Here is a 25,771-nt window from a genome sequence, read left to right as displayed (position 1 = left end):
ACGCGCCGGCGGAAACGTCAACCTTTGCCGAGCCATTGCGGCGCCAGAACAGGGTCGAGCGCAAAGGCCACCGCCCCGCACAGGCAGCGGCCCTTGGTCTTTATTCGGCAGGGTCCTGCGGCAGGCCGTCAGCGATCTGGTAGTAGTCGCCCTTGTCCGCGACAAAGATATGGCCCAGCAGTTCCAGCCCGGTCGGGCTGTCGATTGCGCCCGCGGCGACGTCGATGATGTCCGAGCCGTCGCGCTGCCAGAACAGCGAAGATCCGCAGCTGGCGCAGAACCCCCGCCGCGCGATGTCCGAGGCGCGGTACCATGCCGGCTCGCCCTCGATCACCAGGGATTTGGGCAGGATCGCGGCCCAGACATGGCCAGACCAGCGCCGGCATTGGCTGCAATGGCAGGCCTTCAGCCCATGGTCTTCGTCATAGACGCCATGAAAGCGGATCTGGCCGCACAGGCAGTGGCCGGTGAATTCAGTGTCGGTGGAAGCTTTCATCCAGGATCTCCCGCAGGCGGTCTGCATCTTCCTGGGTGAAAGCGTCGGGCTGGTTGCTGTCGATGTCAAGGACGCCCAGAAGACGCTCGTCCGCGCCAAAGACCGGGATCACCAGCTCGGACCGGGTCGAGCTGGCGCAGGCGATGTGGCCCGGAAAGGCATCGACATCGGGCACAAGCTGGGTTTCGCCGCTGCGCGCCGCCGCCCCGCAGACCCCGCGCGAAAAGGGGATTACCAGGCAGCCATGACCACCCTGATAGGGGCCGATCTTCAGCACCTCGGGTTCGGTGACGCGATAGAAGCCGGTCCAGTCGAACCGGGCGTCGGCATGGTGGATCTCGCAGGCTAGGGTCGCCATCAGAGCGACCTCGTCGGTTTCGCCATGCGCGAGGCTGCGGATGGTTTGCGCGAGTTCGGCGTAATCGACCTGTTTCATGATTCTTCCCCAATGGCGTCGCGCAGGATCTGTGGCAGATCGGCGTGAAGGCGCGCAAGCCCGTCCGGCCGCCAGCCAAGCGCGGCCAAACGATCACACAGCGGCACCCGCAATGCCCCGACATCCGCGCGGCGAGGCGGCGGGACGTGGCTGCCGGTCAAGACCGCGATGCCCGACAGAAGGTCGTGATGGTCAAGGATCAGGTCGCTGACGTTATAGCTGCCGCCCATCGCGGGATCGCCCAGCACAAGCAAGGCGGCGCGTCCCAGGTCGGCACCGTGGACCTCGGTCGCAACGCGGCTGGGCACGGGGCGGTCGGCCAGAAAGTCGCGGATCAGCCCGGTCCATTTCTGCGGTTGTCCGGGACCGAAGACCCCGGTCGGGCGCAGGCTGGCAGTCAGGAAATCTGGCGCGCCCATCGCGGACAGCGCCGCTTCACCCGCTGCCTTGACCTCGCCGTAAAGATTGACGGGCGCGGCGGGCAGGTCGTCGGCAAGATCGATGCCGGCCGGGTGGCCATCATGGACCGCGCGCGAGGACAGGAACAGCACCCGGCCCACCCCCTGCGCGCGTGCCACGTGAAACAACGCGACCGAGCCATCCAGGTTCGCGCGCGTGAAGGCGTCGGGGTCGTCCCCCTCGCCACCGCGATACTTGCCAGGGACATGCTGGAACGCCGCGTGGATGAGGGCATCGCAGCCCGTCATGTCCGGGATCTGGCCAAGACGCCAGCCGGGCAGGGTATCGACCTGATGTCCGGCCTCAATCGCGGCGCGGTGGATCCAGCGCCCGACAAGGCCCGAGGCGCCGGTCAGCGCGATCCTCATGCCGCACCGGGGGGCGGAGGCAGGTCGCGCGGGTCCGGAACCGGGCCGTCGCCCGCATGGGCTTTCCACAAATCGATCAGCACCCGCAGACTGTCCGCCTTGGCATGCTGCTGCCATGGCTTTTCATACTGGTAGTGCAGCACGCGGATATCTTGCCAGCGCCACAACTGGGGCAGGTTCAGCCAGACATATTGCAGCATGTTGTCAAAGACCGGCAGGCCGTGCCAGTTCGGGAAAAAGCTTTCCAGAAAGGTCTGGTCGGTGCGCCGCCAGAATTGGCCCGGCTGGTCCAGCCGCGCCAGCATGGCATCAAAGGTTGCGGCCGAGGGGCGCGCGGTGAACACGCCCGAGTTCAGACGATGAAAATCGCCAAGGCTTTCATAGACATTGGGCGCGGCCGAAAACTCGGGATAGTCGAACAGCCGGTCGATATTCTGCAACACGATCGCATCGGCATCGATGAAGACCACGCGCTGGTAGTCCAGTTGCCAGAGCCGCAGCTTGGCAAAATTGTCCAGCGGCGTGTGAAAGGGCGGTTTCTCGCCCTTGGTAAAGGGGGCCGCACCGTGCAGCCGGTCGCGCGCATGAAGCGCGTTGAAATCGTCCGAGGTCGGAAGCAGATCCACATGAACGGCACGCAGGCCCGATGCGCAAAGCTCATTCACCAGGCTGTCGGGCAGATCGGTGTATAGCAGCACGAGGTCGGCGGAGGTCCCGGTCCGGCGAAGCGAGCGGAACAGGGCCGCCGCCCCGGTCGCATAATCGGGATTGGTTGCCAGCGTGACGAAGGCGCGGTCGGACCGCGCCTTGCCCTTGGGGTGAATGCCGGATGTCACGAGACGGAACGCAGCCTTTTGCCTTCGGGGTCATGCTCGACGCGCTTGGCGATGTCCTTGGTCCAGGCCGAGACGGCCGGGACGCGGGTGCGGTCGATGCGGTGGGCATATTTCCGCGCCACCTCGACCACTTCGGACAGCAGCCCTTCGGCCAGGGTGATGGGCTTCAGCCCCAGCGCAAGGAACTGGTCGTTCCTGACGATCAGGTCGTTCTCCTCGGCCTCCTTGCGGGGGTTGGGCAGATAGGCCACCTCGGCCCCGGTCAGCTTCGCCACCATCTCGGCGAGATGGCGGACGCGGTGTGTCTCGGTCATCTGGTTGAAGATTCGCACACGCTCGCCGGCCTGCGGTGCATCCTTCAACGCCAGCTCGACGCAGCGCACCGAGTCCTGAATGTGGATGAAGGCGCGCGTCTGGCCCCCAGTGCCATGCACGGTCAGCGGATAGCCGATCGCCGCCTGGATCAGGAAGCGGTTCAGCACCGTGCCGTAATCGCCATCATAGTCGAAGCGGTTGATCAGCTGCTCATGCCGGCGGGTCTGGTCGGTATGGGTGCCCCAGACGATGCCCTGATGCAGGTCGGTGATGCGCAGACCGTCGTTCTGGGCGTAGAATTGGAACAGGATCTGATCGAGGCTCTTGGTCATGTGATAGACCGAACCGGGTCGCGTCGGATACAGGATCTGCTGGTCCCGCTTGCCAGCGGGGGTGTCGATCTGGACGTCGAGATAGCCTTCCGGGATCGGCGCGCCGACCGTGGAATAGCCATAGACCCCCATCGTACCCAGATGGACAAGATGCGCGTCGATGCCGGTCTCGACCAGCGCGGCCAGCAGGTTATGCGTCGCGTTGGTGTTGTTGTTGACGGTATAGACCTTGTGGCGATCGGTCTTCATCGAATAGGGCGCGGCGCGCTGTTCGGCGAAATGGATCACCGCGCCGGGGCGATATTCGGCCAGCCACTGCTTCAGCCGCTCATATTCCGTCGCCAGGTTCAGAAGGTGGAAATGGATCTTGCGTCCGGTTTCCTGATGCCAGATGCGACAGCGTTCCTGGATCGAGTCCATCGGGGTCAGGGATTGCACGCCCAGCTCGGTATCGATCCAGCGCCGCGAGAGATTGTCGAGGATATGGATCTCGTGCCCCAGCTCGGACAAGTGCAAGGCGGTCGGCCAACCGACGAATCCGTCACCGCCGAGAACTGCAATGCGCATCATCATCTCCTTCTGCTGCGCCGCAGGAATGCGCGCGCAATGTGTCAGAATTATAACGCTTTGACGATAGTCCTGCGTTCCATGCAATCTGCACGCCCGATAAACCGGCGAAACGATTGCAACCGCGCGTGGCGATCACTATTGATTTTCTATGATCTCGCAGAAAACCAAATATGCCATCAAGGCACTGATGGCGCTTGCCGATGAAGTGGCCGCAGGCGGAAGCGCGCTGACGATCGAAGAGATCGCGCAGCGCTCCGGCGCGCCCAAGCGCTTTCTGGAACACATCATGCTGGAACTGCGCAATGCGGGCTATGTCGGCTCGCGGCGCGGACGCGCGGGTGGCTATATCCTGATCAAGCAACCCAAGGAAATCTCGATCGGAGAGCTGTTGCGCCAGGTCGATGGTCCGATCGCGCCGCTGCCTTGCCTGTCGCGCCGTTCGTACCAGCGCTGCGAGGATTGCCCGGACGAGGCAAGCTGCCGCCTGCGCAAGATGTTCGGTCAGGTCTTCTGGTCCTATCTGCTGCTGATCGAGTCTCTGACCCTTGCCGATCTGGTCGAGGAAGGTGGCCTGCCCGAAATGGGCGTGGCCTGACGGCGGAGGAGCCAAGCCGCCGGAAAGGTTGCCTTTCTGCCATGCTGGCCGGAGCTGTTTCCGGATGCAGCTTGACCCGGAAAGGCGCTGGCGGCACTTCTCGTCCGAGGATCGCCCGCCGTCCGGCGGGCCATGTCACATGAAGCCCGAAAGCGCCTGATCGATCATGCCGGATTCCCAGACCCAAAGCCCCCGCAACGTCCCGATTGCCGGCGTCCTCGGCTGGCCGATCGCGCATTCGCGCTCGCCCCGTCTGCACGGATACTGGCTGCGGAAATACGGGATCCAAGGCCATTACATTCCGGTGCCGGTCCTGCCCGAGCACCTGGCCGAGGTGCTGCGCGCCATGCCGCGCATGGGCTTCGTCGGCGCGAATGTCACCATTCCGCACAAGGAAAGCGTGCTCGCGCTGGCCGATGTCGTCACCGACCGCGCCGCGCTGATCGGGGCCGCCAACACCCTGATCTTCCGACCCGACGGCAAGATCCATGCCGACAATACCGACGGCTATGGCTTCATCGCCAATATCCGGCAGCATGCGCCGGACTGGATCCCGGATGTCGGCCCGGCTGCCCTGATCGGGGCAGGGGGCGCGGCGCGGGCCGTGGTCGCCTCGCTTCTGGAAAGCGGTGTGACCGAGTTGCGCATCGCGAACCGAACCCGCATCCGGGCCGAGCAGATCCGGGCCGAATTCGGCGCCAAGGTCGTCGTCTATGACTGGGCACAGGCCGGCAACATGCTTGAGGATGCAGTGACCGTGGTCAACGCGACCTCGATGGGCATGGACGGCAAGCCGCCGCTGCGCATCCCAATGGATGCGCTCAGCCCCGAAACGCTGGTCACGGATCTGGTCTATACCCCCCTGATGACGCCCTTCCTGCAAGAGGCCCAGGCGCGGGGATGCCAGATCGTGGACGGGTTGGGGATGCTGCTGCATCAGGCCGCGCCGGGCTTCGAGCGCTGGTTCGGCCACCGTCCCGAGGTTGACGACGACCTGCGCCGGGCCGTTCTGGAATGAGCTTCGTGCTGGGCCTGACCGGCGGGATCGGCATGGGCAAATCGACTGCCGCCGAAATGTTCCGCCAGCTGGGTCACCCGGTCTGGGATGCCGATGACAGCGTCCACCGCCTGTATGCCGCAGGTGGCGCGGCCGTCGCCCCGGTCGCGGCCGCCTTTCCCGGTGTCGCGCAGGCGGGCGCCATCGACCGCACGGCGCTGCGCAAGGCGCTGGCCGCCGATCCCGGGGGCTTCGCCCGGCTGGAGGAGATCGTGCATCCGCTTGTCGCCGAGGACCGCCGCGACTTCCTGCAGCGCCACCATGCCGCGCCCATCGTGGTTCTGGACATCCCCCTGCTTTACGAAAAGGGCAGCGAGGGTGCGATGGATGCCGTCGCCGTCGTCTCGGCCCCGGCCGAGCTTCAGCGTGACCGCGTGCTGGCCCGCCCCGGCATGACCGAGGACAGCTTCCGCATGATCCTGTCCCGCCAGATGCCCGACGCGGAAAAGCGCAAGCGTGCGGATTTCATCATCCCCTCGATCACGCGTCAGGGGGCGCAGGCAGCGATCATGGACATCTGCGACCGGATCATGGCAGGAAGGCCCCATGCGTGAGATCGTTCTGGATACCGAAACCACGGGCTTCGACCCCGAAACCGGCGACCGCATCGTCGAGATCGGCGCGCTCGAGCTGATGAACCACCTGCCCACCGGGCGGACCTTCCATGTCTATATCAACCCCGAACGATCCATGCCGCAGGAAGCGTTCGAGGTGCACGGCCTTGGCGACGATTTCCTGCGCGACAAGCCGGTCTTCGCGACGGTGGCCCGAGATTTCGTCGAGTTCATCGGCGAGGATTCCCGGCTGGTCATCCACAACGCCCAGTTCGACATGAAATTCCTGAATGCCGAACTGCGCCGCGCGGGTCATGCGGTGATGCCCTATGGCCGAGCGATCGACACGCTTGAACTGGCCCGGCGCATGTTTCCCGGCGCCCAGAACTCGCTGGATGCGCTGTGCCGGCGGTTCCGTGTCGACAACTCGAACCGCACACTGCACGGCGCGCTTCTGGACAGCGAGCTTCTGGCCGAGGTCTATCTTGCGCTGCGGGGTGGCCGTCAGCCGGGACTGGTGCTGGAGGGTCCGGCGGGCGCCGGCCAGGCCCAAGGAACCGCAGGGGCGGGAACCGGGGCGGTCGCGGCACCGCGCAGTGCAAGGCCACGGCCCCTTGCCCCGCGCCTGACCGAGGCCGAGGCCGAGGCCCATGCCGCCTTTGTCGGCAAGATGGGGGAAAAGGCGCTGTGGCTGCGTTACCAACCGGCCGGTGCCGCGGCCTAGGCCCAACCCGCCTTTCCCACGCCGGGAAAGGACATAACCGGATGAGGACGGTCTGTTGCTGAGCGACGCATGGCAGTTCATCAACGCGCTTTTCGAGCGGATGGACAAGATCCACATGAGCCTGATTGCGGCGGGCGTGGCCTTCTATGCCATGTTCGCGGTCTTTCCGGGCCTGGCGGTCCTCTTTGCACTTTGGGGCGTGTGGTATGATCCCCAGCTGATCGAGACCTATGTCCATACCGCCGACGAGTTCATCCCTTCGGGCGCGGCGGACATCATCTATGGCCAGATCAACTCTCTGATCGCGGCGGGACGGACGCAGTTTGGCTGGGCGACCGGGATTTCGTTCCTGGTCGCCACCATCTCGGCCCGCGCGGGTGTGGATGCGCTGGTGCGCGGGCTGAACGCGGCCTATGGCGTGCGGTCGCATTCCACCATCTTCGGCTTCCTTCTGGCCTATGTCCTGACGCTGGGCATCGTGGGTGTCGTCGGCCTGGGACTTGCGGTCATCGTGGTGGTGCCGTTGGCCTTCAACCTGCTGCCGGACGTGCCATTGCGCGACTGGATGATCGGGTCGGTTCCCTGGGTCGCGATCTTCGCCATCGTGCTGGTGGTGATCGGGATCATGTATCGCTATGGCCCGAACGTGAAGACGCCGCGCACCCCGATCTTCACCTGGGGTTCGATTTTCGCCGCGCTCGCTTGGGCGATGGCCTCTTACGGGTTCTCGGTCTACCTGAACAACTTCAACAGCTATAACCGCATCTATGGTTCGATCGGGGCAGTGATCGCGCTGCTGATGTGGTTCTATCTGGGGGGCTTCTCGGTCATGCTGGGTGCGCTTATCAACCTTGAGCTGGCGCGGCATCGCCGTATCGCGCAGGCCCGCAAGATCCGGCGCGAGGCCCGCAAGGCTGCCGCAGACAAGGGCTAGTGACGCGAACCGGGCCGTGCCGCCGAGGTCAGGATCACGCCCTGCGCATCCATTCCCAGCGGCCGACGCTGCACCGGATCGACGCGGAAGCGCAAACGCAGACCAAAATGCCCCGGCCCCTGATCCAGTTCGGCGCTGCCCTCCAGCTGAGTCGCAAAAGCCTCGATCAGCTGGCTGCCCAGTCCAGTCCCTTCGGCCATCGCGGCCGAACTGCCGACCGAATTCACGATCTCCAGCAACGCCTCTCCCTGGCCGATGCTGTGCAGCCCGACGCGGACCCAGGGCGCCTCGCCATCTACGGCACCGGCGTATTTCAGCGCGTTGGTAAATGCCTCGGTCGCCAGCAGTGACAGGGGCACGGCCTGATCCGGCATCAGCACCAGCTTGTCCAGGTCGGTCCTGACCTGAAGCCCGGATCCCGGCGAGATCGAGGCATTGGCCATCTGGTTGATGATGTCGCTGATAAGCCGGTCGGCCTCGACCGAATCCAGATGCTCGGCCTGATAAAGGTTGCGATAGATCGTGGCGAGCGAGGCGACGCGATCCTGAACCGAGCGCAGCACCCGCCGCGCATCCTCGTGATCGATCATGCGGATCTGCATGTTGATGATCGAGGCGATAAGCTGCAGGTTGTTCTTGACCCGGTGATGGACCTCTTTCAGCAGCACGGTCTTTTCGTTGACCGACGCCTCCATCGCGTCCTCGTCGCGGATCAGGATGCGGGCCATGTTGTGGAATGTCTGGCTCATGTCCGCGATCTCGGCCGGGGCATCCTGCAGGACCGGTGGCGGGGCAGAGCGGTCGCCAATGGCAAAGCGGCGCATCTGGCCGCGCAATTCGCGGATGTGGCGCAGCACCAACCGATAGACCGCGAAATAGGCCACCGCCAGCGATGCCGCCCACAGGATCAGGGGCAAGATCAGCGCGGCGCGGCGCGTCTGGTCGATCCCTGCGATACCCAGTTCGGACCGGGTCCACGACCCCATCGCATAGACCAGCCCCGGAACCACGGGCACGACACTGAACACCCGCCGCTCGCCCGTCGCGGAATAATCGCTGAAGGTCGTCTCGCTGCGCGACAAAAGCGAAGGCAGGGTCTTGCCGCGCGGCAGCAGATCCTCGATCCGGCCATCGACGCCCTGACCGCCGGTCAGAACCTGGCCCAGATTGTTGAAGGTCAGAACCCGCACGCTTTCCGGCCCCAGCCCCGCCACATGCGTCGACCGCAGCATGTCGTGAGACATGGCGACGGCGATATAGCCCAGCAGCTCAGCACCCCGATAAAGCGGCTGGATCACCACGATCGATGACGAATCCCCCTCCATCCCGACATTGCTGGTGGTGACAAGCGTGCCGGGGCTTTCGACGAACAGTCGATAGGCCGGATCGTCGGTCACGTCATCGAGGCCCGGCGCCGAGGAACACAGCGTAGCCCCGTCCAGCCGCGTAAACCCGGCATAGGCGAAGTTGACCGATCGCTGAACGAAGCCGCGCATGATGTCCGCGCAGGCGCGGGGATCATTCATCGTCTCCAACACCGCAGGCCCAAGTGCGTCGGCGGTGCCAAGCGCGCTTTGCAGCAGCGCGCGCTCGCCCGCCGCCGCGGTTGCCGTCCGCCCAAGCAGGCCGATTTCGGATGACCGTTCGTACTCGCGCGACAGATGCAGGGTCTGGATGACCGAGATCAGGCCAATCGGCAGGATCGCCAGCGACAGCAGCCCGCCCAGACGGAACCCCAGCCCTTTCATGAATTCGGGCCTCTCCAGAAACCGGCGCAGCACGAGAGGGATCCTTAACGGATCATGGGGATGTTTTGCGCCATGACGGCCAGGGTCGCGCGATCGGTCATTTCCAGCTCTTCGCCTTCCTCAAGCTTCAACAGCTCAGCAAGCCGGCGGCGCCCGCGATTGGCCCGGGATTTGACCGTGCCCACGGCAACGCCGGTCATGGCGGCTGCCTCTTCATACGAAAATCCCGATGCACCGACAAGGATCAGCGCCTCGCGCTGCTCATCGGGAAGTTTCTTGAAGGCGTTGCGGAAGTCGTTCATCGCAAGGCGGCCGTCATGTTCGGGGCGCGCGGCCTGCCTTGCGGCATGGATGCCGTCGGAATCGCTGACTTCGCGCCGGGTCTTGCGACGGGCCGAATAGAACGTGTTGCGCAGGATGGTGAACAGCCAGGCGCGCAGGTTGGTCCCGGGCTGGAACTTCTCGATATGGGTCCACGCCTTGACGATGGTATCCTGGACCAGATCGTCGGCCGATGCCCCTTCACGGGTCAGCGACAGCGCAAAGGCGCGCAGCGCCGGCAGGTGGTTCACCAGTTCATCTCGCGGATCGCCATGATCCGAAGCGCGCGTGGCCTTGGTCTTTCCGGTCATGCGCAATCACTCCTGCTCGCGCAACTTGTCGAGCAATTCCAGGAACCTGTCGGGAATTTTCTGGGTCGAGTCTTGTTCATACACACGCTTCAGGTTTTCATCGATCTGCTTCTCGATTGCGACCTTTTTGCGTTCCTCTCGCCTGATATTCATATTTAAGTTATTCCCGAAATTCTTGTGCGCACTGTGCCTAACCGTTACGTATCCAATCAGGTTCCACGAAAATACGCATTTCTGAGGACGACATGACAGCAGCAGATCTGGCCCAATCGATCAGTCGCGAACTGCCCTACCTGCGGCGCTATGCGCGCGCGCTGACCGGCAGCCAGACCGCAGGCGACAACTATGCCGCCGCAACGCTGGAAGCCATTCTTTCGGATCGCGGCCTGATGGCTGGCGATGATACGCGGCTTTCCCTGTTCCGCACCTTTCACGCCATCTGGCAAAGCTCGGGCCAGCCGGTCGAACTGGAAGGCCAGACCCCGCAAGAGGCGCGCGCCCAGTCGCATCTGCGCAAGCTGACCCCGAACTCGCGCGAGGCACTTTTGCTGCGCACGATCGAAGAGTTGCGCTATGACCAGATCGCAAAGGTCATGCAGGTCGAGCAGCCCGAGGCCGAGGAGCTGGTCCAGATCGCCCTGTCCGAAATGAGCAACACGCTGTCGGGCAAGGTCATGGTGATCGAGGATGAAACCATCATCGCCATGGACCTCAAGGGCATCGTTCTGGCGATGGGCCATGAAGTCACCGGGATCGCTCGCACCCACAAGGCCGCGGTCGAGCTGGCGCATGAACGTCGCCCGGACCTGATCCTGGCCGATATCCAGCTTGCCGATGGCTCCTCGGGGGTCGAGGCGGTGAACGAGCTGATCTCGGATCTGGGCGACCTGCCGGTGATCTTCATCACCGCTTTTCCGGAACGGCTGCTGACCGGCGACCGCCCGGAACCGGCCTTCCTGATCTCGAAGCCCTATTCGGAAGAACAGGTGCGTTCGGCGGTCAGCCAGGCGATGTTCTTCGCCTCGACCGAGGGGCTGAGCGCGGCCTGACCGCGCCCGGCCTTATTCCCAGTCAGTCCGCGCAAACCGCGCGCTTCGCCTCGGCATAATCCCGGGCGAGGGTATCGATCAGCATGGCCGCGGGTTCTACCGTGCGGATTGCCCCGATCCCCTGGCCCGACCCCCAGATCTGGCTCCAGGCCTTGGCCTTGGCCGCGCCCCCAAAGTCCATGGTCGTGACATCGGCCGTGTCCAGTGCTTCCGGGTCAAGCCCGGCATTGCGGATCGACGGGGCCAGATAGTTGCCGTGGACGCCCGTGAACAGGCTGGAGTTCACGATGTCCTCGGCCCCGCTTTCCACGATCATCCGCTTGTAGTCGGGCTGTGCATTCGCCTCGGCCGTGGCGATGAAGGGGCTGCCGATATAGGCCAGATCCGCGCCCATGACTTGCGCCGCAAGGACCGCGCGTCCGGTCGCGATCGACCCGGAAAGCAGCAGTGGCCCGTCGAACCAGGCGCGGATTTCCTGGATCAGGGCAAAGGGCGATTGCTGGCCGGCATGGCCGCCCGCGCCCGCGGCGACCGCGATCAGCCCGTCGGCGCCCTTGTCGATGGCCTTGCGGGCAAAGGTGTTGGTGATGACGTCGTGAAGCGCGATACCGCCGCAATCATGGGCGGCGGCGTTCACCTCGGGCCGGGCGCCAAGGCTGGTAATCCAGATCGGCACCCGGTGGCGATGACAGATTTCGATGTCCCGCTCGAGCCGCGCATTGCTGCGGTGAACGATCTGGTTCACGGCAAAGGGCGCGGCGGGATGATCTGGATTGGCCTGGTTATGGCGATCCAGTTCTTCGCTGATGCGGGTCAGCCAGGCGTCAAGAAGGATCGGGTCGCCATCTTTCTCGCGGGCGTTCAGCGCCGGAAAGCTGCCGACGATCCCGGCCTTGCATTGCGCAATGACCAGTTCCGGCCCTGACACGATGAACATCGGCGAGGCCACGACCGGGATCCGAAGGCCGGCAAGAATGGGGGGCAGCATGACGTCTCCTCGGTGGTCAGCATCGGGCGGCAGGTTGCACAAGCCGCCCGGCGCTGCCAACGGTTCCGTGGCGTCCGCTTCAGTAGGGCATCGGATTCTCGTGATGCAGACGGTCGATGCGCTTCAAGGCCTCATCCGTCAGAACCAGATCGATCCCCTTCAGCAGATGATCAAGCTGGGCCCGGCTGGTCGCCCCGATGATCGGGATGCAGGCGAAGGGCCGCTGCCGGGTAAAGGCGATCGCCATGTGGATCGGGTCCAGCCCCAGTTCGCGGGCCAAGGCGTGATAGGCGCCGACGATCTCGACCGCCCGCCGCGTCCTGCGCCCGCCCAGATCGCCGGTCCCGCCATGCGCCTTGTCGACAAAGGCGCGGCTGCCATCCGGTTCGTCCCCTTCGCGATACTTGCCGGTCAGAAGACCGGCGGCCAGCGGCGAATAGGCCAGCAGCGTGACACTTTCGTTCACCGCCACCTCGGCCATGTCGGTGTCGTAAAGGCGGCACATCAGCGAGTATTCGTTCTGGATCGCCGCGACACGCGGTCCGCCGACGCGGGATGCGGTGTCGATCCAGCGCGTGGTGCCCCAGGCGGATTCGTTCGACAGGCCAAAGGCGCGGACCTTGCCCGCCTTCACTGCGTCGGCCAGCGCCTCCAGCACGTCGGCCATATGGTCCAGCGTCTTCTGGCGGTCCTGCTTGCGCGGGTCATAGTGCCAGTTCTGGCGGAAGGCATAGCTGCCCCGGACCGGCCAATGCAGCTGGTACAGGTCGATGTAATCGGTGTGCAGCCGCTTCAGCGAGGCATCGATGGTCTGGTGGATGATGCGCCCGTCATAGCCGTCGTGGCGCACCTTGTCGCTGGGACCGGCCACCTTGGTCGCGATCTCGACCTTGTCGCGCCCGCCGCGTTCGGCCAGCCAGGCCCCGATGAACTCCTCGGTCCGGCCCACGGTTTCACGCAGGACTGGATTTACAGGATACATCTCGGCGGTATCAAGGAAAGTGATCCCGGCTCCGACCGCCATGTCCATCTGTCCATGGGCGTCGGCCATGCCGGTCTGGTTGCCAAAGGTCATGGTCCCCAGCGACACGGCACTGACCGTAACCTCGCTGGTGCCAAGCGTCACACGTTGCATCGAATGCCTTTCGTCAGAATTGGCGGAAGAGAATGGGAGTCGAACCCACCCGGGACAGGCTCGCTGCCCCAACCGGATTTGAAGTCCGGCCGCCCCACCGGGGACGATTCTCTTCCAAATGGCTCATCCGTCCGACCTGTCCGGCGTGAACAGGTCGATCCGGTGCGGATTGATGCGCCGCAAATCGCCCCGCCGCAAGGTTAGGCCGAGCCTGTCGAAGAAGTCGAGGATCTGGATCGCCACTTTGCGCCCGTTTTGCACCTGATCGCGAAAGGTGGGCGCAGTGAACCAGCCGTCATCGCTGGATTTGGCGATGTCACGGATGATCCCCACCATCTCGACCGTGGTTGCGCGGGCAAAGAAATGGTCATGAGCGATCTGGTCGACCCGGCCCTGACGCGCGGCCATGCGCAGAAGGCGGCGCAGCTCTGCCTCATCCTGGTCAAGCTCGCTGGCGAAGTCGCGGACACGCGGCGGACGGAAACGCTCGGCCCCCTCAAGGCGTGGCAGGATCGTGTCAAGGATGGCTTCGTCCTGCGGTGAAAGCCGGGGCAGGTGGCCCGGCAGGCGCAGGAAGGCGCCATCAAGGGCGATCCGGCCCGCCTCGGCCTCGGCCCGCAGAAAGGCCGCGAAATCCGCCTTCGGCAGGCGCGGCTCCAACACAAGACGCAGCCTTTCGCGACCCAATCCCTGCAGGTCGGCATTGTCATTGTGGAAATCGGCCAGGACCTTTTGCGCCTGCGCGCGCAAGGCGCCAAGGCGTTCCGGGGCCAGCGCCTGTATCGTCCCGGCGATCACCTGAAGGCCCGACGTCGAAAGCGCCGTCTGGACCTCCTCTGCCGACAGGGCACGGTCCCGCGCGAAGCTCTGGATATCGACAAGCCCAATCTGCCCCAGTGCAGCCAGCGCAGCCGCAGCGTCGGGAAGGGCCATGGCATGCAGGACGGCAAGCCGCTCGGGACGGGCCCGGCGACGGGCGGGTGCGCGAAGATCCACGATCTGCCCGCCGCCGATGGTCCGGCGCGCCGAAACGTCGCGCAGGATGAAGCGGTCGCCCACGGTCGCGGCCAAAGGCCGGTCCAGCACGATCTGCGCCAACCCTTCGGCACCCGGCATCAGGTCTTCGGAAAGGGGCACGATGCGGGCGCCAAGATCGGCCGAGCCAACATGCAGCCGGGCAGGGAACCATGTCGTCAACGGCTTCGGCTCGGACGGCAGGGCCCGCATCAGGACGTCGATCCGGTCGGTCGGCGCGTGAAGTGTGGGATCAAGCGCCACATCCCCGCGCGAGATTGCGTCGCGCGCGACCCCGTCGCCCGCAAGGTTAAGCGCGCAGCGCTGCCCGGCAAGTCCCTGCCCTGCCTTGCGGTTCTGCGCGTGGATGCCCCGAACGCGCGCGGCAAGACCCAGGGGGCTGATGGTGATCTGGTCCCCGACGCTGACCTGACCGGAAAGCACGGTTCCCGTGACCACTGTTCCTGCGCCCGCCAGGGTGAAGCTGCGGTCGATTGACAGCCGAAATCGGGCATCGGTGGCGCGGGCGGTGGTCGCAGTCTCGGCCTCGGCCAAGCGCTGCCGCAATGCGTCGATTCCCGCCCCCGACATGGACGACACGGGGATGATCGGGGCCCCCGCCAGCCCGGTCGGCGTCAGCAGCGCATCGATCTCCAAGGCAAGCATCTGGATCCGCGCCGCATCTGTCAGATCAGATTTCGTCAACGCGACGACGCCGCGGCGGATGCCCAGCAGATCCAGGATTGCCAGATGCTCCCTGGTCTGGGGCATGATGCCGTCATCAGCCGCCACGACCAGCAGCGCCAGATCGATCCCGCCAGCCCCGGCCAGCATGGTGTGGACGAATTTCTCATGCCCCGGAACGTCGACAAAGCCGGTGACGGTCCCCGCGCCCAGGTCGGCATAGGCAAAGCCAAGGTCGATGGTGATCCCCCGTGCCTTTTCCTCGGCCAGCCGGTCGGCGTCTACACCCGTCAGCGCGCGGACCAGCGCGGTCTTGCCATGGTCGATATGACCGGCGGTTCCGACGATCATACAGGCAGCGCGTCAAGCAGTGCCTTGTCCTCGGGCAGGCAGCGCAGGTCCAGGATCAGCGCACCATCATGGATGCGACCGATGATCGGAACCGCAAGGCGGCGCAGCCGCTCGGCCAGGCCATCGGGCGAGGGCGTCAGCGCCAGGCCCGCGCTGGCAAGCGTCTCGGTGGGCAGCGCGCCAGAGCCAATCTGGCTGGCGCAAGCGATCACCTGCACGCGACAACCAAGCCGGGCCGCAACCAGCGGGGCCAGCCGTTCCGCCTGTGCCCGGATCTCGGCTTCCGACCGGGACAAAAGACGCAAGGTTGGCAAGCGCTCGGCCAGGCGGTCGGGATCGCGGTAAAGGCGCAGTGTCGCCTCGGTCGCGGCGATGCGGATCTTGTCCATGCGCAGGGCGCGCTTCAGCGGGTTCCTGTTGATCGCGGCAATGATCTCTCGCCTGCCCAGGATGAACCCCGCCTGAGGACCGCCCAAAAGCTTGTCGCCCGAAAATGTGACGACATCCGCACCCTCGGCAATCGCGGCCGCCACCGTCGGCTCGGGCGAGATCCCCCAGCGGGACAGATCGACCAGCGTGCCCGAGCCAAGGTCGTTCAGCATCGGCAGCGCGGCCTGCCGGGCGATTCCGGCCAGTTCGGGGGCAGGAACCTGGCTGGTGAACCCCTCGATCCGGTAATTCGAGGTGTGGACCTTCATCAGCAGCCCGGTATCCGGACCGATCGCTTCGCGGTAATCACGGGCGTGGGTCCGGTTGGTGGTCCCGACCTCGCGCAAGCGGCAGCCCGCCTGTTCCATGATCGCAGGCATGCGGAAGGCGCCCCCGATCTCGATCAACTCGCCACGCGAGACGATGGCCTCGCGCCCACGGGCCAGCGTGTTCAGCGCGATCAGGACGGCAGCGGCGTTGTTGTTGACGACCGTCGCATCCTCGGCCCCGGTCAGTTCGCACAGAAGTCCGCGCAGGTGGCTGTCGCGTTCACCTCGGCCCCCGCTGTCAAGTTCGAACTCCAGCGCGGCAGGCGCGCGCATGGCGGCCGTCGCGGCCTCGACCGCGGTATCGGCCAGAATGGCGCGGCCAAGATTGGTGTGCAGGACGGTCCCGGTCAGATTCAAGACCGGCCGCAGGCGCGACAGCGCCGCATCCTGCAAACTGGCCGTAACCGTCCCAAGGATCCGCTGGCTGTCAGGCAGGGGATCGGGCCGCGATGTCCTGATCGTCGCAAGCTCGGCACGGATCGCTTCTGTCACGACGGACCGGCCATGGGCTCTGATCAGCGCATCGCAATCGGCAAGCAGGCGATCCACGGAAGGCAGCGCACGCAGATCCGACATCAATATCCCATCATGAACGGATTGAAGCCCCCGCGCGTCCATTCCGTCTCTCGCATCATCAGGTCCAGCCCAAGACTTGCGACGTCATCCGCGACCGGTTCTAGGGTGGGGTTCTTGTTTTGGTAAAGGATCTTCACCCAATGCGAACATTCGCGGCAGATCTCGGCCTTGACGGTCGCTTCCTCGGTCTCGACCGAGCGATAGGTAATCCCCTTGGTTGAACCGCAGCAGGTGCATTTCACCCGAACCTCGTTCCACAGGGTCTGGCAGGTTGCACAGGAACAGTATCGCGCGCCTTCAGCCCCGATATTTTCCGTTACCATGCTGACCACCGGTCGACCGCCACATGCAGGGCATGTGCCGGTTCGGATCGCTACCAGTTGTTCCACGTGAAGCGTCGAGGCCAGCATCGCGGCATGGACCTGCAGGGCCGCGGCGGCGAAAATATGGGGTGCGATCGCGTCCGGAGGAATGTCATCGGCCAGGACATTGCCCATGACCCAATCCAGATCCGCAGGCGGCGCATCCTGAAGTGCCTGCAGGGCCAATCGCGCTGGTTCGGGCATCGGACTGTCGGCCAGTTTCCGGCAAAGCGCGGTCAGCACGGGGGCAAGCTCGGCACGCATCCCCTGCCGATCCAGCGGCGGCATCCGGCTTGATCGCGCAAGTTCGATCCTCGCCGGAGGCAGCGGATCGGGACGCGGCAGTTCTTGGGCCAGCGCCGCCTGCGCACGCGAAACGTCGCCCAGGAATCTCAGGTAAGGCGCGAGGTTCGGACTGTGCTGGGCAAGGAAATCGAAACGCCCCGCCCTGGTTGCGAACAGGGTTTCCGGATCAGGAAGGCGCGCCAGGGGAACCTTGGCGACGCCGCCGATCATGGAAGGATCGGGTTTCAAGCTTGAAGTCATGGTGTCCTGACTGGGCCTGCGTCCGGGTCACTCTGCCGGACCGCGACCTTCACGTCCAGCCAGTTCCCGCAACCATTTGCGATGGTGCCGCCAGGCCCACCCGCCGGTCACGGTGCCCCGCGTCATCGCCCGCAGCGTGCCCCGCGTCCAGAAGGCGGCATAGACATGGACAATGAAGGTCAGGATGATCAGTACCGCCGCCAGAGAATGAACCAGCATCGCCCAGCGTCGAACGGGCAGCGAGACAAGGTCGGGAAAGTACTCCTCCCAGATCATCACGCCGGAAACGATCAGCACGATGATCAGACCCGACATCGCCCAGAAGACGCCCTTTTGCCCGGCATTGTACTTGCCGAGTTCGGGCAGCCGTTCCTCGTGCCCTTTCACCACTTCGCCGATATTCGCCACCCAGGTGCGATCCTCGGGGCGGGGCAGGTTCAGTTTCCAAAGCTGGGCGAACAGCACGAAGAAGCTGAAGAACAGCAGGATCCCCACGAAAGGATGCAGCCAGCGCGTGGCCTGGCCGCCCCCGAACAGCCCGGTCAGGAAGTAAAGCGCGGGGTGGAACAGGGAGAGACCCGACAGCAGAAGCACGATCAGGGAAATCGCGGTCACCCAGTGATTGGCGCGGGTGAAGCCGCGATAGCGGCTGACCGTAACCGGCGCGACGGTTTCGATATGGTCACCGCTTTGGGAGTAGAGCCGCTTCTCCATCAGAGACTCTCCTTTCCGGGGGGCAGGCTGCTTTCGACAAGGTGCTCGGCCTCCTGCTCTTCCTGCTGCGAGACGCTGTTCGCACGCGCGAACAGGCCATGCAGGATCGAGCCGACCGCCGCCGCGCCGATCACGGCAAGCCCGACGGTCTTGGTCACACCCTTCCAACCGCGCACCACAGGCGAGATCCGGGGATCTTCGGGCAGGTTCGCGTAAAGCGAAGGCTGGTCCGCGTGGTGCAGGACATAGAAGACATGGGTGCCGCCGACGCCTTCCGGATCATAGATCCCCGCATTCTCGAAGCCGCGCGATTTCAGATCGGCAACGCGCGTGTTCGCATGCTCGATCATGTCCTCCTTGGTGCCGAAGACGATGGCCTGGGTCGGGCAGGCCTTGGCACAGGCTGGCCCCTGTCCCACGGCCACGCGATCGGAACACAGGGTGCACTTGTAGCTTTTGTGGTCGACCTTGCTGACACGCGGGATGTTGAAGGGACAACCGGTGATGCAATAGCCGCAGCCGATACAGTTCTCGTGGATGAAATCCACGATGCCGTTCGAATATTGCACGATGGCGCCCGGTGCCGGGCAGGCCTTCAGGCAGCCGGGATCGCTGCAATGCATGCAGCCATCCTTGCGGATCAGCCATTCCAGATTGCCGGTTTCGGGATTGTCGAACTCGCTGAAACGCATCAGCGTGAACATGTCCGGCGTCAGGTCATGCGGATTGTCATAGACCCCGACATTGTGGCCGATCTCGGGCGAGGTGTCGTTCCATTCGGCGCAAGCCGACTGGCAGGCCTTGCAGCCGATGCATTTCGATACGTCGATCAGCTTTGCCACCGGCGTCAGCTCTCGCTCGGGCTTGGGCAGGTCGGGCATGGCCGAGGCGCGGACGACATCGCCCACGCCCAGGTTCGCGGTCATCGGCTGGATCGGCGGGTTCGAGACCGCCGTCCGCGGACTGTCGAGGTTCGGATCCATGGTCATGACACCACCTCGCCCTTCGCCGGTTCGATATTGCACAGAAACGCCTTGAATTCAGGCGTTTCCACGTTCGCATCACCCACGAACGGGGTCAGGCTGTTTGGCCCGAACCCCTTGCGCGCGGCGCCAATGAAGCCCCAGTGCAGCGGGATGCCGACCACATGGACCAGCTTGTCACCGCATTGCAGCGGCCGGATGCGCTTGGTCACCACCGCCTTGGCGGTGATTTCGCCGCGCTTCGACCACACCCGAACGGTGCCGCCCTTGGTGATGCCCTTTTCGGCGGCCAACTCCTCGCTGATCTCGACGAAAAATTCGGGCTGCAGGGCCGCGTTGATGCGGTTGTGCTTGGTCCAATAGTGGAAATGCTCGGTCAGGCGATAAGAGGTCGCCACGAAGGGAAACTCGTCACTGGTGGCGAATTGCTCTGCGTCCTTGACGAAGACCCGCGCCACCGGGTTGCCGCGCATTTCTGGATTGAAGACGTTCGCAATGGGCGACTCGAAGGGTTCCATATGCGTCGGGAAGGGCCCGTCGCGCATCAGGCCGCGGGTAAACAGCCGCGATGCCCCTTCGGGGTTCATGATGAAGGGACCGACCGCATCCGGCTTGGCGGTGGGCGAGATGTCGGGGATGTCGTAGCCCACCCACTTCTCGCCATTCCATTCCATCAGCTTGCGCGTGGGATCCCAAGGCTTGCCCTGCATGTCCGCCGAAGCCCGGTTGTAAAGGATCCGGCGGTTCAGCGGCCACGAGAAGCTCCAGTTCAGGAACAGGCCGGTATCGTCGGGATCGGTATTGTCCCGGCGGGCCATGTTGTTCCCGTCCTCGGTCCAGCAGCCGGCATAGATCCAGCAGGCAGACATGGTCGAGCCGTCGTCGCGCAACTGGCTGAAGTTCAGCAGTTGTTTGCCCTTCGCGGTCAACAGCTTGCCGGTGTCCACCAGATCATGGACATCCCCCAGCGCCCTGCCGTTCAGCTCCTTCGCCAGCTCCTCGGCCGTGGGCTCGTTCTCATCGGCATAGTCCCAGGTCAGGTTCAGGATCGGGTCGGGGAAGGTTCCGCCTTCTTCCTGGTAGAGTTTCTTCAGCCGCAGGAACAGCTGGGACATGATCCACGTGTCGCGCTTGGCCTGGCCCGGAGGGGTCGATGCCGCCCAGTGCCATTGCAGCCACCGGCCCGAATTCACCAGCGAACCATCGTCCTCGGCAAAACTGGTGGTTGGAAGCTCGATCACCTCGGTCTGGATCGAGGCCGGGTCCACGTCGTTGTATTCGCCGTGGTTCTCCCAGAAATGGGCGGTCTCGGTCTCCAGCGGATCCATGACCACCAGAAGCTTCAGCTTGGCCAGCGCCGAGGTCAATTTCGCCCGGTTGGGGAAGGACAGCAGCGGGTTGAAGCCCTGGCAGAAATAGTTGGTGATCTTTCCTTCGTCCATCAGCTCGAACATGCGCAGGATGTCATAGGTCGGGACATCCAGCTTGGGCAGGTAGTGATAAGCCCAGTCGTTCTGGACCGTCGCCGCGTCGCCCCACATGGATTTCATGAAGCTGACCATGAACTTGGGATAGTTCTGCCAGTAACTGGTTTGGCCCGGTCGTAGCGGCTTGAAGGCGCGGCTGGACATGTAGGTCGTCCAGTCGGCTTCCTTCTCGGTCGGGATGTTCAGGTAGCCGGGGATCAGGTTCGACATCAGGCCGATATCGGTCAGACCCTGGATGTTGGAATGCCCGCGCAAGGCGTTCATCCCGCCGCCTCGGACGCCGATATTGCCCAGGATCAGCTGCAGCATCGCCATGCCACGAATGTTCTGCGACCCCTTGGAGTGCTGTGTCCAGCCAAGCGCATACATCGAAGTCATGGCCTTGTCGGGGGCCGAACATTCCCCGATCATCTCGGCGATCTTCAGGAAGCGGTCCTTGGGCGTGCCACAGACCTGTTCGACCAGTTCCGGCGTATAGCGTGAGACATGCTCTTTCAGCAGGTTCCAGACGCAGCGCGGGTTCTGCAGGGTCATGTCGACCTGCGCGAAGCCGTCATCGCCGATGACGTAATCCCAGCTCGACTTGTCATAATCGCGCTTCTCGGGATCATAGCCCGTGAAAAGCCCGTCACTCCACCCGAACTCGTCCTTCACGATGAAGGCCGCGTTGGTGAAGTTCTTGACGTATTCCCACTGGACCTTGTCGTTCTGGATCATCCAGTTGATCATGCCCATCAGGAAGGCGATGTCCGATCCCGGCCGGATCGGGGCATAGTAATCCGCGACCGAGGCCGTGCGCGTGAACCGAGGGTCAACGACGATCAGCTTTGCGCCGCGATGGGCCTTGGCCTCTGTCACCCATTTGAAGCCGCAGGGATGGGCTTCGGCGGCATTGCCGCCCATGACGATCACGAGGTCAGTGTTCTTGATGTCGGTCCATGGATTGGTCATCGCTCCGCGGCCAAAGGTCGGGCCCAAACTGGACACCGTGGGGCCGTGTCAAACGCGCGCCTGGTTATCGAAACCGACAATTCCCAGCGACCGGACCACTTTGTAGGTCAGCCAGGCCGTTTCATTCGTGGTGGCCGAGGCGGCCAGGAAGCCGGTCGAAACCCAGCGATTGACCGGCACGCCGGCATCGTTGTTCTGGACGAAATTCGCCTCGCGGTCGTCCTTAAGCGCGCGGGCGATCTTGTCCAGCGCCTCTTCCCAGGCAATTTCCTCGAACCGGTCGCTGCCGGGGCGGCGGATGCGGGGAACGGTCAGCCGGGTTGCCGACAGGACCGTATCCTTCAGCGCCGCGCCCTTGGGGCAAAGCGTTCCGCGATTGGTCGGGTGATCCGCGTCGCCCTCTATATGGACGACCTGGGCGGTTTCACCCGCCGCTACGTCGCCCTTGGAATAGATCAGGATGCCGCAGGCGACCGAGCAATAAGTGCAGGTGTTCCGGGTTTCCGTGGTCGAGGCCAGCTTGAATGCGCGTACGTGCGCCTGTTCGGCAGCTTCCGCGTCCCCAAATCCCATTGCCCCGAGTGAGGTTGCCGCGACACCCGCACCCGCCAGCTTCAGAAAGCCACGGCGTGAGAGGTCGATGTTCATCGTGCCTCCTATTTTGCCTGTCAAATGGATAGGTAGGATCAGCATGACTCTTGGAGAAGCGAGTTGTCAAGCAAAGCAAAAACCCCCGGCAAAACCGGGGGCTTTCACACTAACCAGATGAAAATAATAGAGAAGAGCGAGATCAGACTTCGACTGCCACGGCCCCGATGGGATGAGAGCAACAGGCCAGGATATAGCCTTGCTCGATATCTTCGTCCGTGATGCCTCCGTTATGGACCATGTGCACGTCGCCCGAGATCTTGCGGATCTTGCAGGTACCACAAAGACCGAAGGTGCAGCCCGACGGAATGTTCAGACCCTGCGACTTGGCGACACCGAGGACAGTGTCGGTTTCGGCGCATTTCGCGATGATTCCCGAACTGGCAAAGGTGATCTGCGCCTGGTTCGTCTCGTCCGGGATGACGTCGTCCAGAACCGGTGCCTCGGCCTCGTTCCTGACGGGAGCACCAAAGCTTTCCTGATGATAATGCTCCATGTCATAGCCAAGCGCGACCAGCATGTCGCGCACCGCCTGCATGAAGGGCTCGGGCCCGCAGCAGAAGACCTCGCGTTCAAGGTAATCGGGGGCCATCAGGCCCAACATGATCTGATTGAGACGACCCCGATAGCCGTGCCAGGTGCGGAAAGGATCCGCATCCTCGATGGTGAAGCGCAGTTGCAGACCGGGCACCCGGTCCGCCATCTGCTCAAGCCGCTGGCGAAAGATGATCTCGCTGGGGCTGCGGGCCGCGTGGACAAAGACGATGTCCGGCATCTCGCCTGAGTCCCAGGCCCATGTTGTCATCGACATCAGCGGCGTGACGCCCGATCCGGCCGAGATGAACAGGTATTTCGGGGCCTCGTGCCGGATAAAGCTGAAAATCCCGGCCGGGCCGAAGGCTTTCAGCTTCATCCCCGGCCGCAGGTGGTCCAGCATCCAGCGCCCACCCTGGCTGCCCGGCTGGGCCTTGACCGTGATCGAGATCGACAAGGGCCGCGACGGGCTGGAACTGATCGTATAGGTGCGCTGGACGTTCCCGCCGGGAACCGGCAGGTCCAACGTGACGAACTGTCCCGGCTGATAGTCGAAATAGGACCCCGACGGTGCGCGGAAGGTGAAGGTGGCGGTGTCCTGCGTCTCGGGCACCACCATTGCGCATTCCAGCGGCTCGTCGTCCTTCCACGGGCGGTCGCCGAAGGCCTTGACCAGAACCGCCATTATTCCGCCGCCATCGCCGGGGCCGGGTTCAAGCGGTTCTTCATCAACGAGACATACCAATCGACGAAGTGGATCACCCCTTCTTCCTGCGTCTTGGAATAGGGCCCGGGTTCATATGCGGGGGACCGGATGCCGTTCTGGTTTTCTTCGACCACGCGGCGATCTTCATCATTGGTGGAAAGCCAGACCTCGGTCAGCTTTTCAAGATCATAGTCCTTGCCCTCGACCGCGTCCTTGTGAACCAGCCACTTTGTCGTAACCTCTGTTTCAGTGGGGCTGATCGGCAGCAGGCGGAAGACGATCGCATGGTCCGCCAGGAAGTGGTTCCAGCTGGACGGGAAATGATAGAACATCAGGCTGCCCGCGTCGGCCCAGGGCATGCCACCCATCAGTCGCGTCACCGCCGATTTCGTCGACATGGTAAAGCTTTCCGCGTGGTCAAGCAGCGGCACCCGTGCCAGCCGCCATTGCATGTCCGCCTGGCTGACAAAGCGCGCGGGCATCCCCGCCTTGTCGCAGCGGTCCCAATGGGCGAGAATTTCCGGCGAGGCGGCATTCGGCCCTTCCATCACCGTCATCAGCGGGTTGTCGGAATAGGTCCGGCACAGAGACGGGTGAGAGCCGCTGCAGTGATAGCATTCGCGGTTGTTCTCGATCACCAGCTTCCAGTTGCCCTTTTCCACGATGGTCGAGGAATGGGCGACCTTGGCATCGGCCAGCAGGCCTGACGGCGCAAGATAGGGAATCAAGCTTTTCGCAAGCTCGCCGATCGCCGGGGGCACCTGTGCAAGGCAGACGAAGACCATGCCGTTCAGATCGACGCAATGCACGGTCTTCAATCCGAATTTCGAGGCATCGAAGTCATCGCCCATGTCGCGGGCGTAAAGCAGCTTGCCGTCCAGTTCGTAGGTCCACTGGTGATAGGGGCAGACAAGTTTCGCGGTCGAGCCCGTGGCTTTAGAGCACAGCCGCTGTCCACGATGACGGCAGACATTGTGGAAGGCGCGGATCTTGCCGTCGCCGCCTCGCACGATCAGGACCGGATAGGCGCCGACCTGAAGCGTCGCGTAGTTGCCGGTCTTAGGGATTTCGCAGGACGGAATGGCGAAAAGCCATTCCTTGTACCAGATCTGCTCAAGGTCCGCCTGGAAGGCCCCCTGATCGCAGTAAAGGTCGCGGGTCAGGGAGTAATTTCCCGGACGGCTGGCAAGCTGGGACAGAATTTCGGCATTGTTCAGCATGGCTGGGTTTCCGGTGGCTGGAGAGGGCGTCCTTCACGCGAGATTTGCACCGGATCACGTCGCCGCAATCCACCAAATGCGACATCCCGACGACGAATTCTGACGTTGCGTGACACGTGACCGCCACTTGCCGTCAGACGGCCTGAGACCAGTGGGAATAACCCTGTGGAGGAATCGGGTGCGACTCAGATGGGCGAATCTGTGGGAATCAATTCGGACAAATAGAGCCTGTGGATGCCAGCCCGGAACGCATCGGGAACCAGGCCAGGTTCTCCACATGTCGAGAACTTCCCGCACCTTCTCCACAGCCTGTGAGTGAATCAACTTTTCACAAATTTATCCACAGACTGTCTTTCTCTAACTATCTGTCTTTGAATGATAAAATTGTTAATCAAACGTTTACGTTTCAGTTTTCCCCAATCATAAATTTTGGGGATTTCGGGCGTGAAACACTGATTTCCAGTCATCCACAGGCCCAATAACTACATCATCCTTCTTTATCTTTACGACTATTTAAGAGAGAGGAGCATTCGTCCGGAGGTGATCCCATGACCGATCTGCTTGCCCTGTCCTACCCATGGGTGAAGTCCCTTCACATCATGGCAGTGCTGTCGTGGATGGCGGGCCTGTTCTATCTTCCAAGGCTGTTCGTCTATCACGCCGAGCGGGGCCGCAACGGCGAGGCAGAGCCGGCAGCGTCTCTCGCGATCATGGAAGACAAGCTTCTGCGCCTGATCATGCGGCCTGCCATGATCCTGACCTGGATTGCCGGGCTGCTTCTGGTCGCAACCCCGGGAATCGTCGACTGGTCAATGGCCTGGCCCTGGACCAAGGCCGTCGGTGTGATCGCAATGACCTGGTTTCACATGTGGCTTGCAGGCCAGCGTCGGCTGCTTCAGGCGGGGCAGGGACTGACCGGCAGGCGCTATCGGATGATGAACGAATTGCCGACGATCTTGATGGTCGTGATCGTTCTGTCGGTCATTCTGAAGTTCTGAGAATTGACTCA

25 protein-coding genes and 1 tRNA gene are annotated in these 25,771 nt (G+C 63.5%); 7 read left to right on the top strand and 19 right to left on the bottom strand.

What is annotated here, in order from left to right; all coding sequences use genetic code 11:
• Nucleotides 1–100 precede the first annotated feature (100 nt).
• Genes RM190_RS12855 through RM190_RS12835 form a run of 5 tightly spaced genes read right to left on the bottom strand, consistent with a single transcriptional unit; the run spans nt 101 to nt 3,809 of the window.
• Entirely contained in the window at nt 101–496 is a 396-nt protein-coding gene (locus tag RM190_RS12855) for a GFA family protein (protein ID WP_311759852.1), read from the bottom strand.
• Entirely contained in the window at nt 474–932 is a 459-nt protein-coding gene (locus tag RM190_RS12850; RefSeq protein WP_311759851.1) for a GAF domain-containing protein, read from the bottom strand. Before RM190_RS12850 ends, RM190_RS12855 begins: the two co-directional genes overlap by 23 nt.
• Nucleotides 929–1,759 carry an NAD-dependent epimerase/dehydratase family protein gene (locus tag RM190_RS12845; RefSeq protein ID WP_311759850.1) on the bottom strand — a complete coding sequence of 277 codons (831 nt, stop codon included), beginning with the start codon at nt 1,757–1,759 and terminating at the stop codon, nt 929–931. The genes RM190_RS12850 and RM190_RS12845 overlap by 4 nt, the downstream gene beginning before the upstream one ends.
• On the bottom strand, nt 1,756–2,595 hold the full coding sequence (locus RM190_RS12840; protein ID WP_311759849.1) for a glycosyltransferase: 840 nt from the start codon (nt 2,593–2,595) through the stop codon (nt 1,756–1,758). Before RM190_RS12840 ends, RM190_RS12845 begins: the two co-directional genes overlap by 4 nt.
• The gene (locus RM190_RS12835; RefSeq protein ID WP_311759848.1) at nt 2,592–3,809 is read right to left on the bottom strand and encodes an NAD-dependent epimerase/dehydratase family protein; all 1,218 of its coding nucleotides are present in this window, start codon (nt 3,807–3,809) and stop codon (nt 2,592–2,594) included. Before RM190_RS12835 ends, RM190_RS12840 begins: the two co-directional genes overlap by 4 nt.
• A 151-nt stretch (nt 3,810–3,960) precedes the next feature.
• On the opposite strand from RM190_RS12835, the gene RM190_RS12830 reads away from it, so the two are divergent.
• The 5 genes from RM190_RS12830 (at nt 3,961) to RM190_RS12810 (ending at nt 7,676) form a co-directional block, all read left to right on the top strand.
• On the top strand, nt 3,961–4,407 hold the full coding sequence (locus RM190_RS12830) for an RrF2 family transcriptional regulator (RefSeq protein WP_311759847.1): 447 nt from the start codon (nt 3,961–3,963) through the stop codon (nt 4,405–4,407).
• A 166-nt stretch (nt 4,408–4,573) separates the two neighbouring features.
• Entirely contained in the window at nt 4,574–5,425 is an 852-nt protein-coding gene (locus RM190_RS12825; RefSeq protein ID WP_311759846.1) for a shikimate dehydrogenase, read from the top strand.
• On the top strand, nt 5,422–6,018 hold the full coding sequence (coaE, locus tag RM190_RS12820; protein ID WP_311759845.1) for a dephospho-CoA kinase: 597 nt from the start codon (nt 5,422–5,424) through the stop codon (nt 6,016–6,018). The genes RM190_RS12825 and coaE overlap by 4 nt, the downstream gene beginning before the upstream one ends.
• Nucleotides 6,011–6,742: a DNA polymerase III subunit epsilon gene (gene dnaQ, locus RM190_RS12815; RefSeq protein ID WP_311759844.1), complete on the top strand. Its 732-nt coding sequence runs from the start codon at nt 6,011–6,013 to the stop codon at nt 6,740–6,742. The genes coaE and dnaQ overlap by 8 nt, the downstream gene beginning before the upstream one ends.
• Nucleotides 6,743–6,797: 55 nt before the next feature.
• The gene (locus RM190_RS12810; RefSeq protein ID WP_311759843.1) at nt 6,798–7,676 is read left to right on the top strand and encodes a YihY/virulence factor BrkB family protein; all 879 of its coding nucleotides are present in this window, start codon (nt 6,798–6,800) and stop codon (nt 7,674–7,676) included.
• On the opposite strand, the gene RM190_RS12805 is transcribed toward RM190_RS12810, so the two are convergent.
• The 3 genes from RM190_RS12805 to RM190_RS12795 are packed head-to-tail and all read right to left on the bottom strand — an operon-like array spanning nt 7,673 to nt 10,209.
• Entirely contained in the window at nt 7,673–9,457 is a 1,785-nt protein-coding gene (locus RM190_RS12805; protein ID WP_311759842.1) for a sensor histidine kinase, read from the bottom strand. The genes RM190_RS12810 and RM190_RS12805 overlap by 4 nt on opposite strands.
• Nucleotides 9,458–9,468: 11 nt before the next feature.
• Nucleotides 9,469–10,056, bottom strand: a complete 588-nt coding sequence (locus tag RM190_RS12800; RefSeq protein WP_311759841.1) for an RNA polymerase sigma factor — start codon at nt 10,054–10,056, stop codon at nt 9,469–9,471.
• 6 nt (nt 10,057–10,062) lie between these two features.
• Entirely contained in the window at nt 10,063–10,209 is a 147-nt protein-coding gene (locus RM190_RS12795; RefSeq protein ID WP_311759840.1) for a NepR family anti-sigma factor, read from the bottom strand.
• A 92-nt stretch (nt 10,210–10,301) separates the two neighbouring features.
• Here RM190_RS12795 and RM190_RS12790 point away from each other — a divergent pair, with 92 nt between their 5' ends.
• On the top strand, nt 10,302–11,105 hold the full coding sequence (locus RM190_RS12790; protein ID WP_311759839.1) for a response regulator: 804 nt from the start codon (nt 10,302–10,304) through the stop codon (nt 11,103–11,105).
• Between the two features lie 22 nt (nt 11,106–11,127).
• On the opposite strand, the gene RM190_RS12785 is transcribed toward RM190_RS12790, so the two are convergent.
• The 11 genes from RM190_RS12785 to RM190_RS12735 all read right to left on the bottom strand — a co-directional run bounded on the left by RM190_RS12785 (nt 11,128) and on the right by RM190_RS12735 (nt 24,762).
• A complete protein-coding gene (locus RM190_RS12785) occupies nt 11,128–12,093 on the bottom strand; it encodes an NAD(P)H-dependent flavin oxidoreductase (RefSeq protein ID WP_311759838.1) in 966 nt (321 codons plus the stop codon).
• 79 nt (nt 12,094–12,172) lie between these two features.
• Nucleotides 12,173–13,228, bottom strand: a complete 1,056-nt coding sequence (locus RM190_RS12780) for an aldo/keto reductase (protein ID WP_311759837.1) — start codon at nt 13,226–13,228, stop codon at nt 12,173–12,175.
• 20 nt (nt 13,229–13,248) lie between these two features.
• Nucleotides 13,249–13,344 (bottom strand) — tRNA-Sec (locus tag RM190_RS12775).
• A 7-nt stretch (nt 13,345–13,351) separates the two neighbouring features.
• Nucleotides 13,352–15,277 carry a selenocysteine-specific translation elongation factor gene (gene selB / locus RM190_RS12770; RefSeq protein WP_311759836.1) on the bottom strand — a complete coding sequence of 642 codons (1,926 nt, stop codon included), beginning with the start codon at nt 15,275–15,277 and terminating at the stop codon, nt 13,352–13,354.
• Nucleotides 15,274–16,611 (bottom strand): L-seryl-tRNA(Sec) selenium transferase, encoded by a 1,338-nt coding sequence (selA, locus tag RM190_RS12765; protein ID WP_311759835.1) that lies wholly within the window; start codon nt 16,609–16,611, stop codon nt 15,274–15,276. Before selA ends, selB begins: the two co-directional genes overlap by 4 nt.
• Entirely contained in the window at nt 16,611–17,519 is a 909-nt protein-coding gene (fdhE, locus tag RM190_RS12760; RefSeq protein WP_311759834.1) for a formate dehydrogenase accessory protein FdhE, read from the bottom strand. Before fdhE ends, selA begins: the two co-directional genes overlap by 1 nt.
• A 27-nt stretch (nt 17,520–17,546) precedes the next feature.
• The gene (locus tag RM190_RS12755) at nt 17,547–18,233 is read right to left on the bottom strand and encodes a formate dehydrogenase subunit gamma (protein WP_311759833.1); all 687 of its coding nucleotides are present in this window, start codon (nt 18,231–18,233) and stop codon (nt 17,547–17,549) included.
• Nucleotides 18,233–19,222, bottom strand: coding sequence for a formate dehydrogenase subunit beta (gene fdxH / locus RM190_RS12750; RefSeq protein ID WP_311759832.1), 990 nt, complete (start codon nt 19,220–19,222; stop codon nt 18,233–18,235). The genes RM190_RS12755 and fdxH overlap by 1 nt, the downstream gene beginning before the upstream one ends.
• Nucleotides 19,219–22,302 (bottom strand): formate dehydrogenase-N subunit alpha, encoded by a 3,084-nt coding sequence (gene fdnG, locus RM190_RS12745; protein ID WP_311759831.1) that lies wholly within the window; start codon nt 22,300–22,302, stop codon nt 19,219–19,221. The genes fdxH and fdnG overlap by 4 nt, the downstream gene beginning before the upstream one ends.
• Before the next feature lie 142 nt (nt 22,303–22,444).
• Nucleotides 22,445–23,521 carry a hybrid-cluster NAD(P)-dependent oxidoreductase gene (locus RM190_RS12740; protein WP_311759830.1) on the bottom strand — a complete coding sequence of 359 codons (1,077 nt, stop codon included), beginning with the start codon at nt 23,519–23,521 and terminating at the stop codon, nt 22,445–22,447.
• Nucleotides 23,521–24,762, bottom strand: coding sequence for an aromatic ring-hydroxylating oxygenase subunit alpha (locus RM190_RS12735; RefSeq protein ID WP_311759829.1), 1,242 nt, complete (start codon nt 24,760–24,762; stop codon nt 23,521–23,523). The genes RM190_RS12740 and RM190_RS12735 overlap by 1 nt, the downstream gene beginning before the upstream one ends.
• 548 nt (nt 24,763–25,310) lie before the next feature.
• Between RM190_RS12735 and RM190_RS12730 the strand changes: the two genes are divergently transcribed.
• Nucleotides 25,311–25,760, top strand: a complete 450-nt coding sequence (locus tag RM190_RS12730) for a CopD family protein (RefSeq protein WP_311759828.1) — start codon at nt 25,311–25,313, stop codon at nt 25,758–25,760.
• Nucleotides 25,761–25,771: the final 11 nt, after the last annotated feature.

This window comes from Paracoccus broussonetiae, assembly GCF_031854425.1.
Classification (GTDB): Bacteria; Pseudomonadota; Alphaproteobacteria; order Rhodobacterales; family Rhodobacteraceae; genus Paracoccus; species Paracoccus broussonetiae.
The sequence above is the reverse complement of the archived record's forward strand: the minus strand, read 5'-3'. Positions and strand labels throughout refer to the sequence as shown.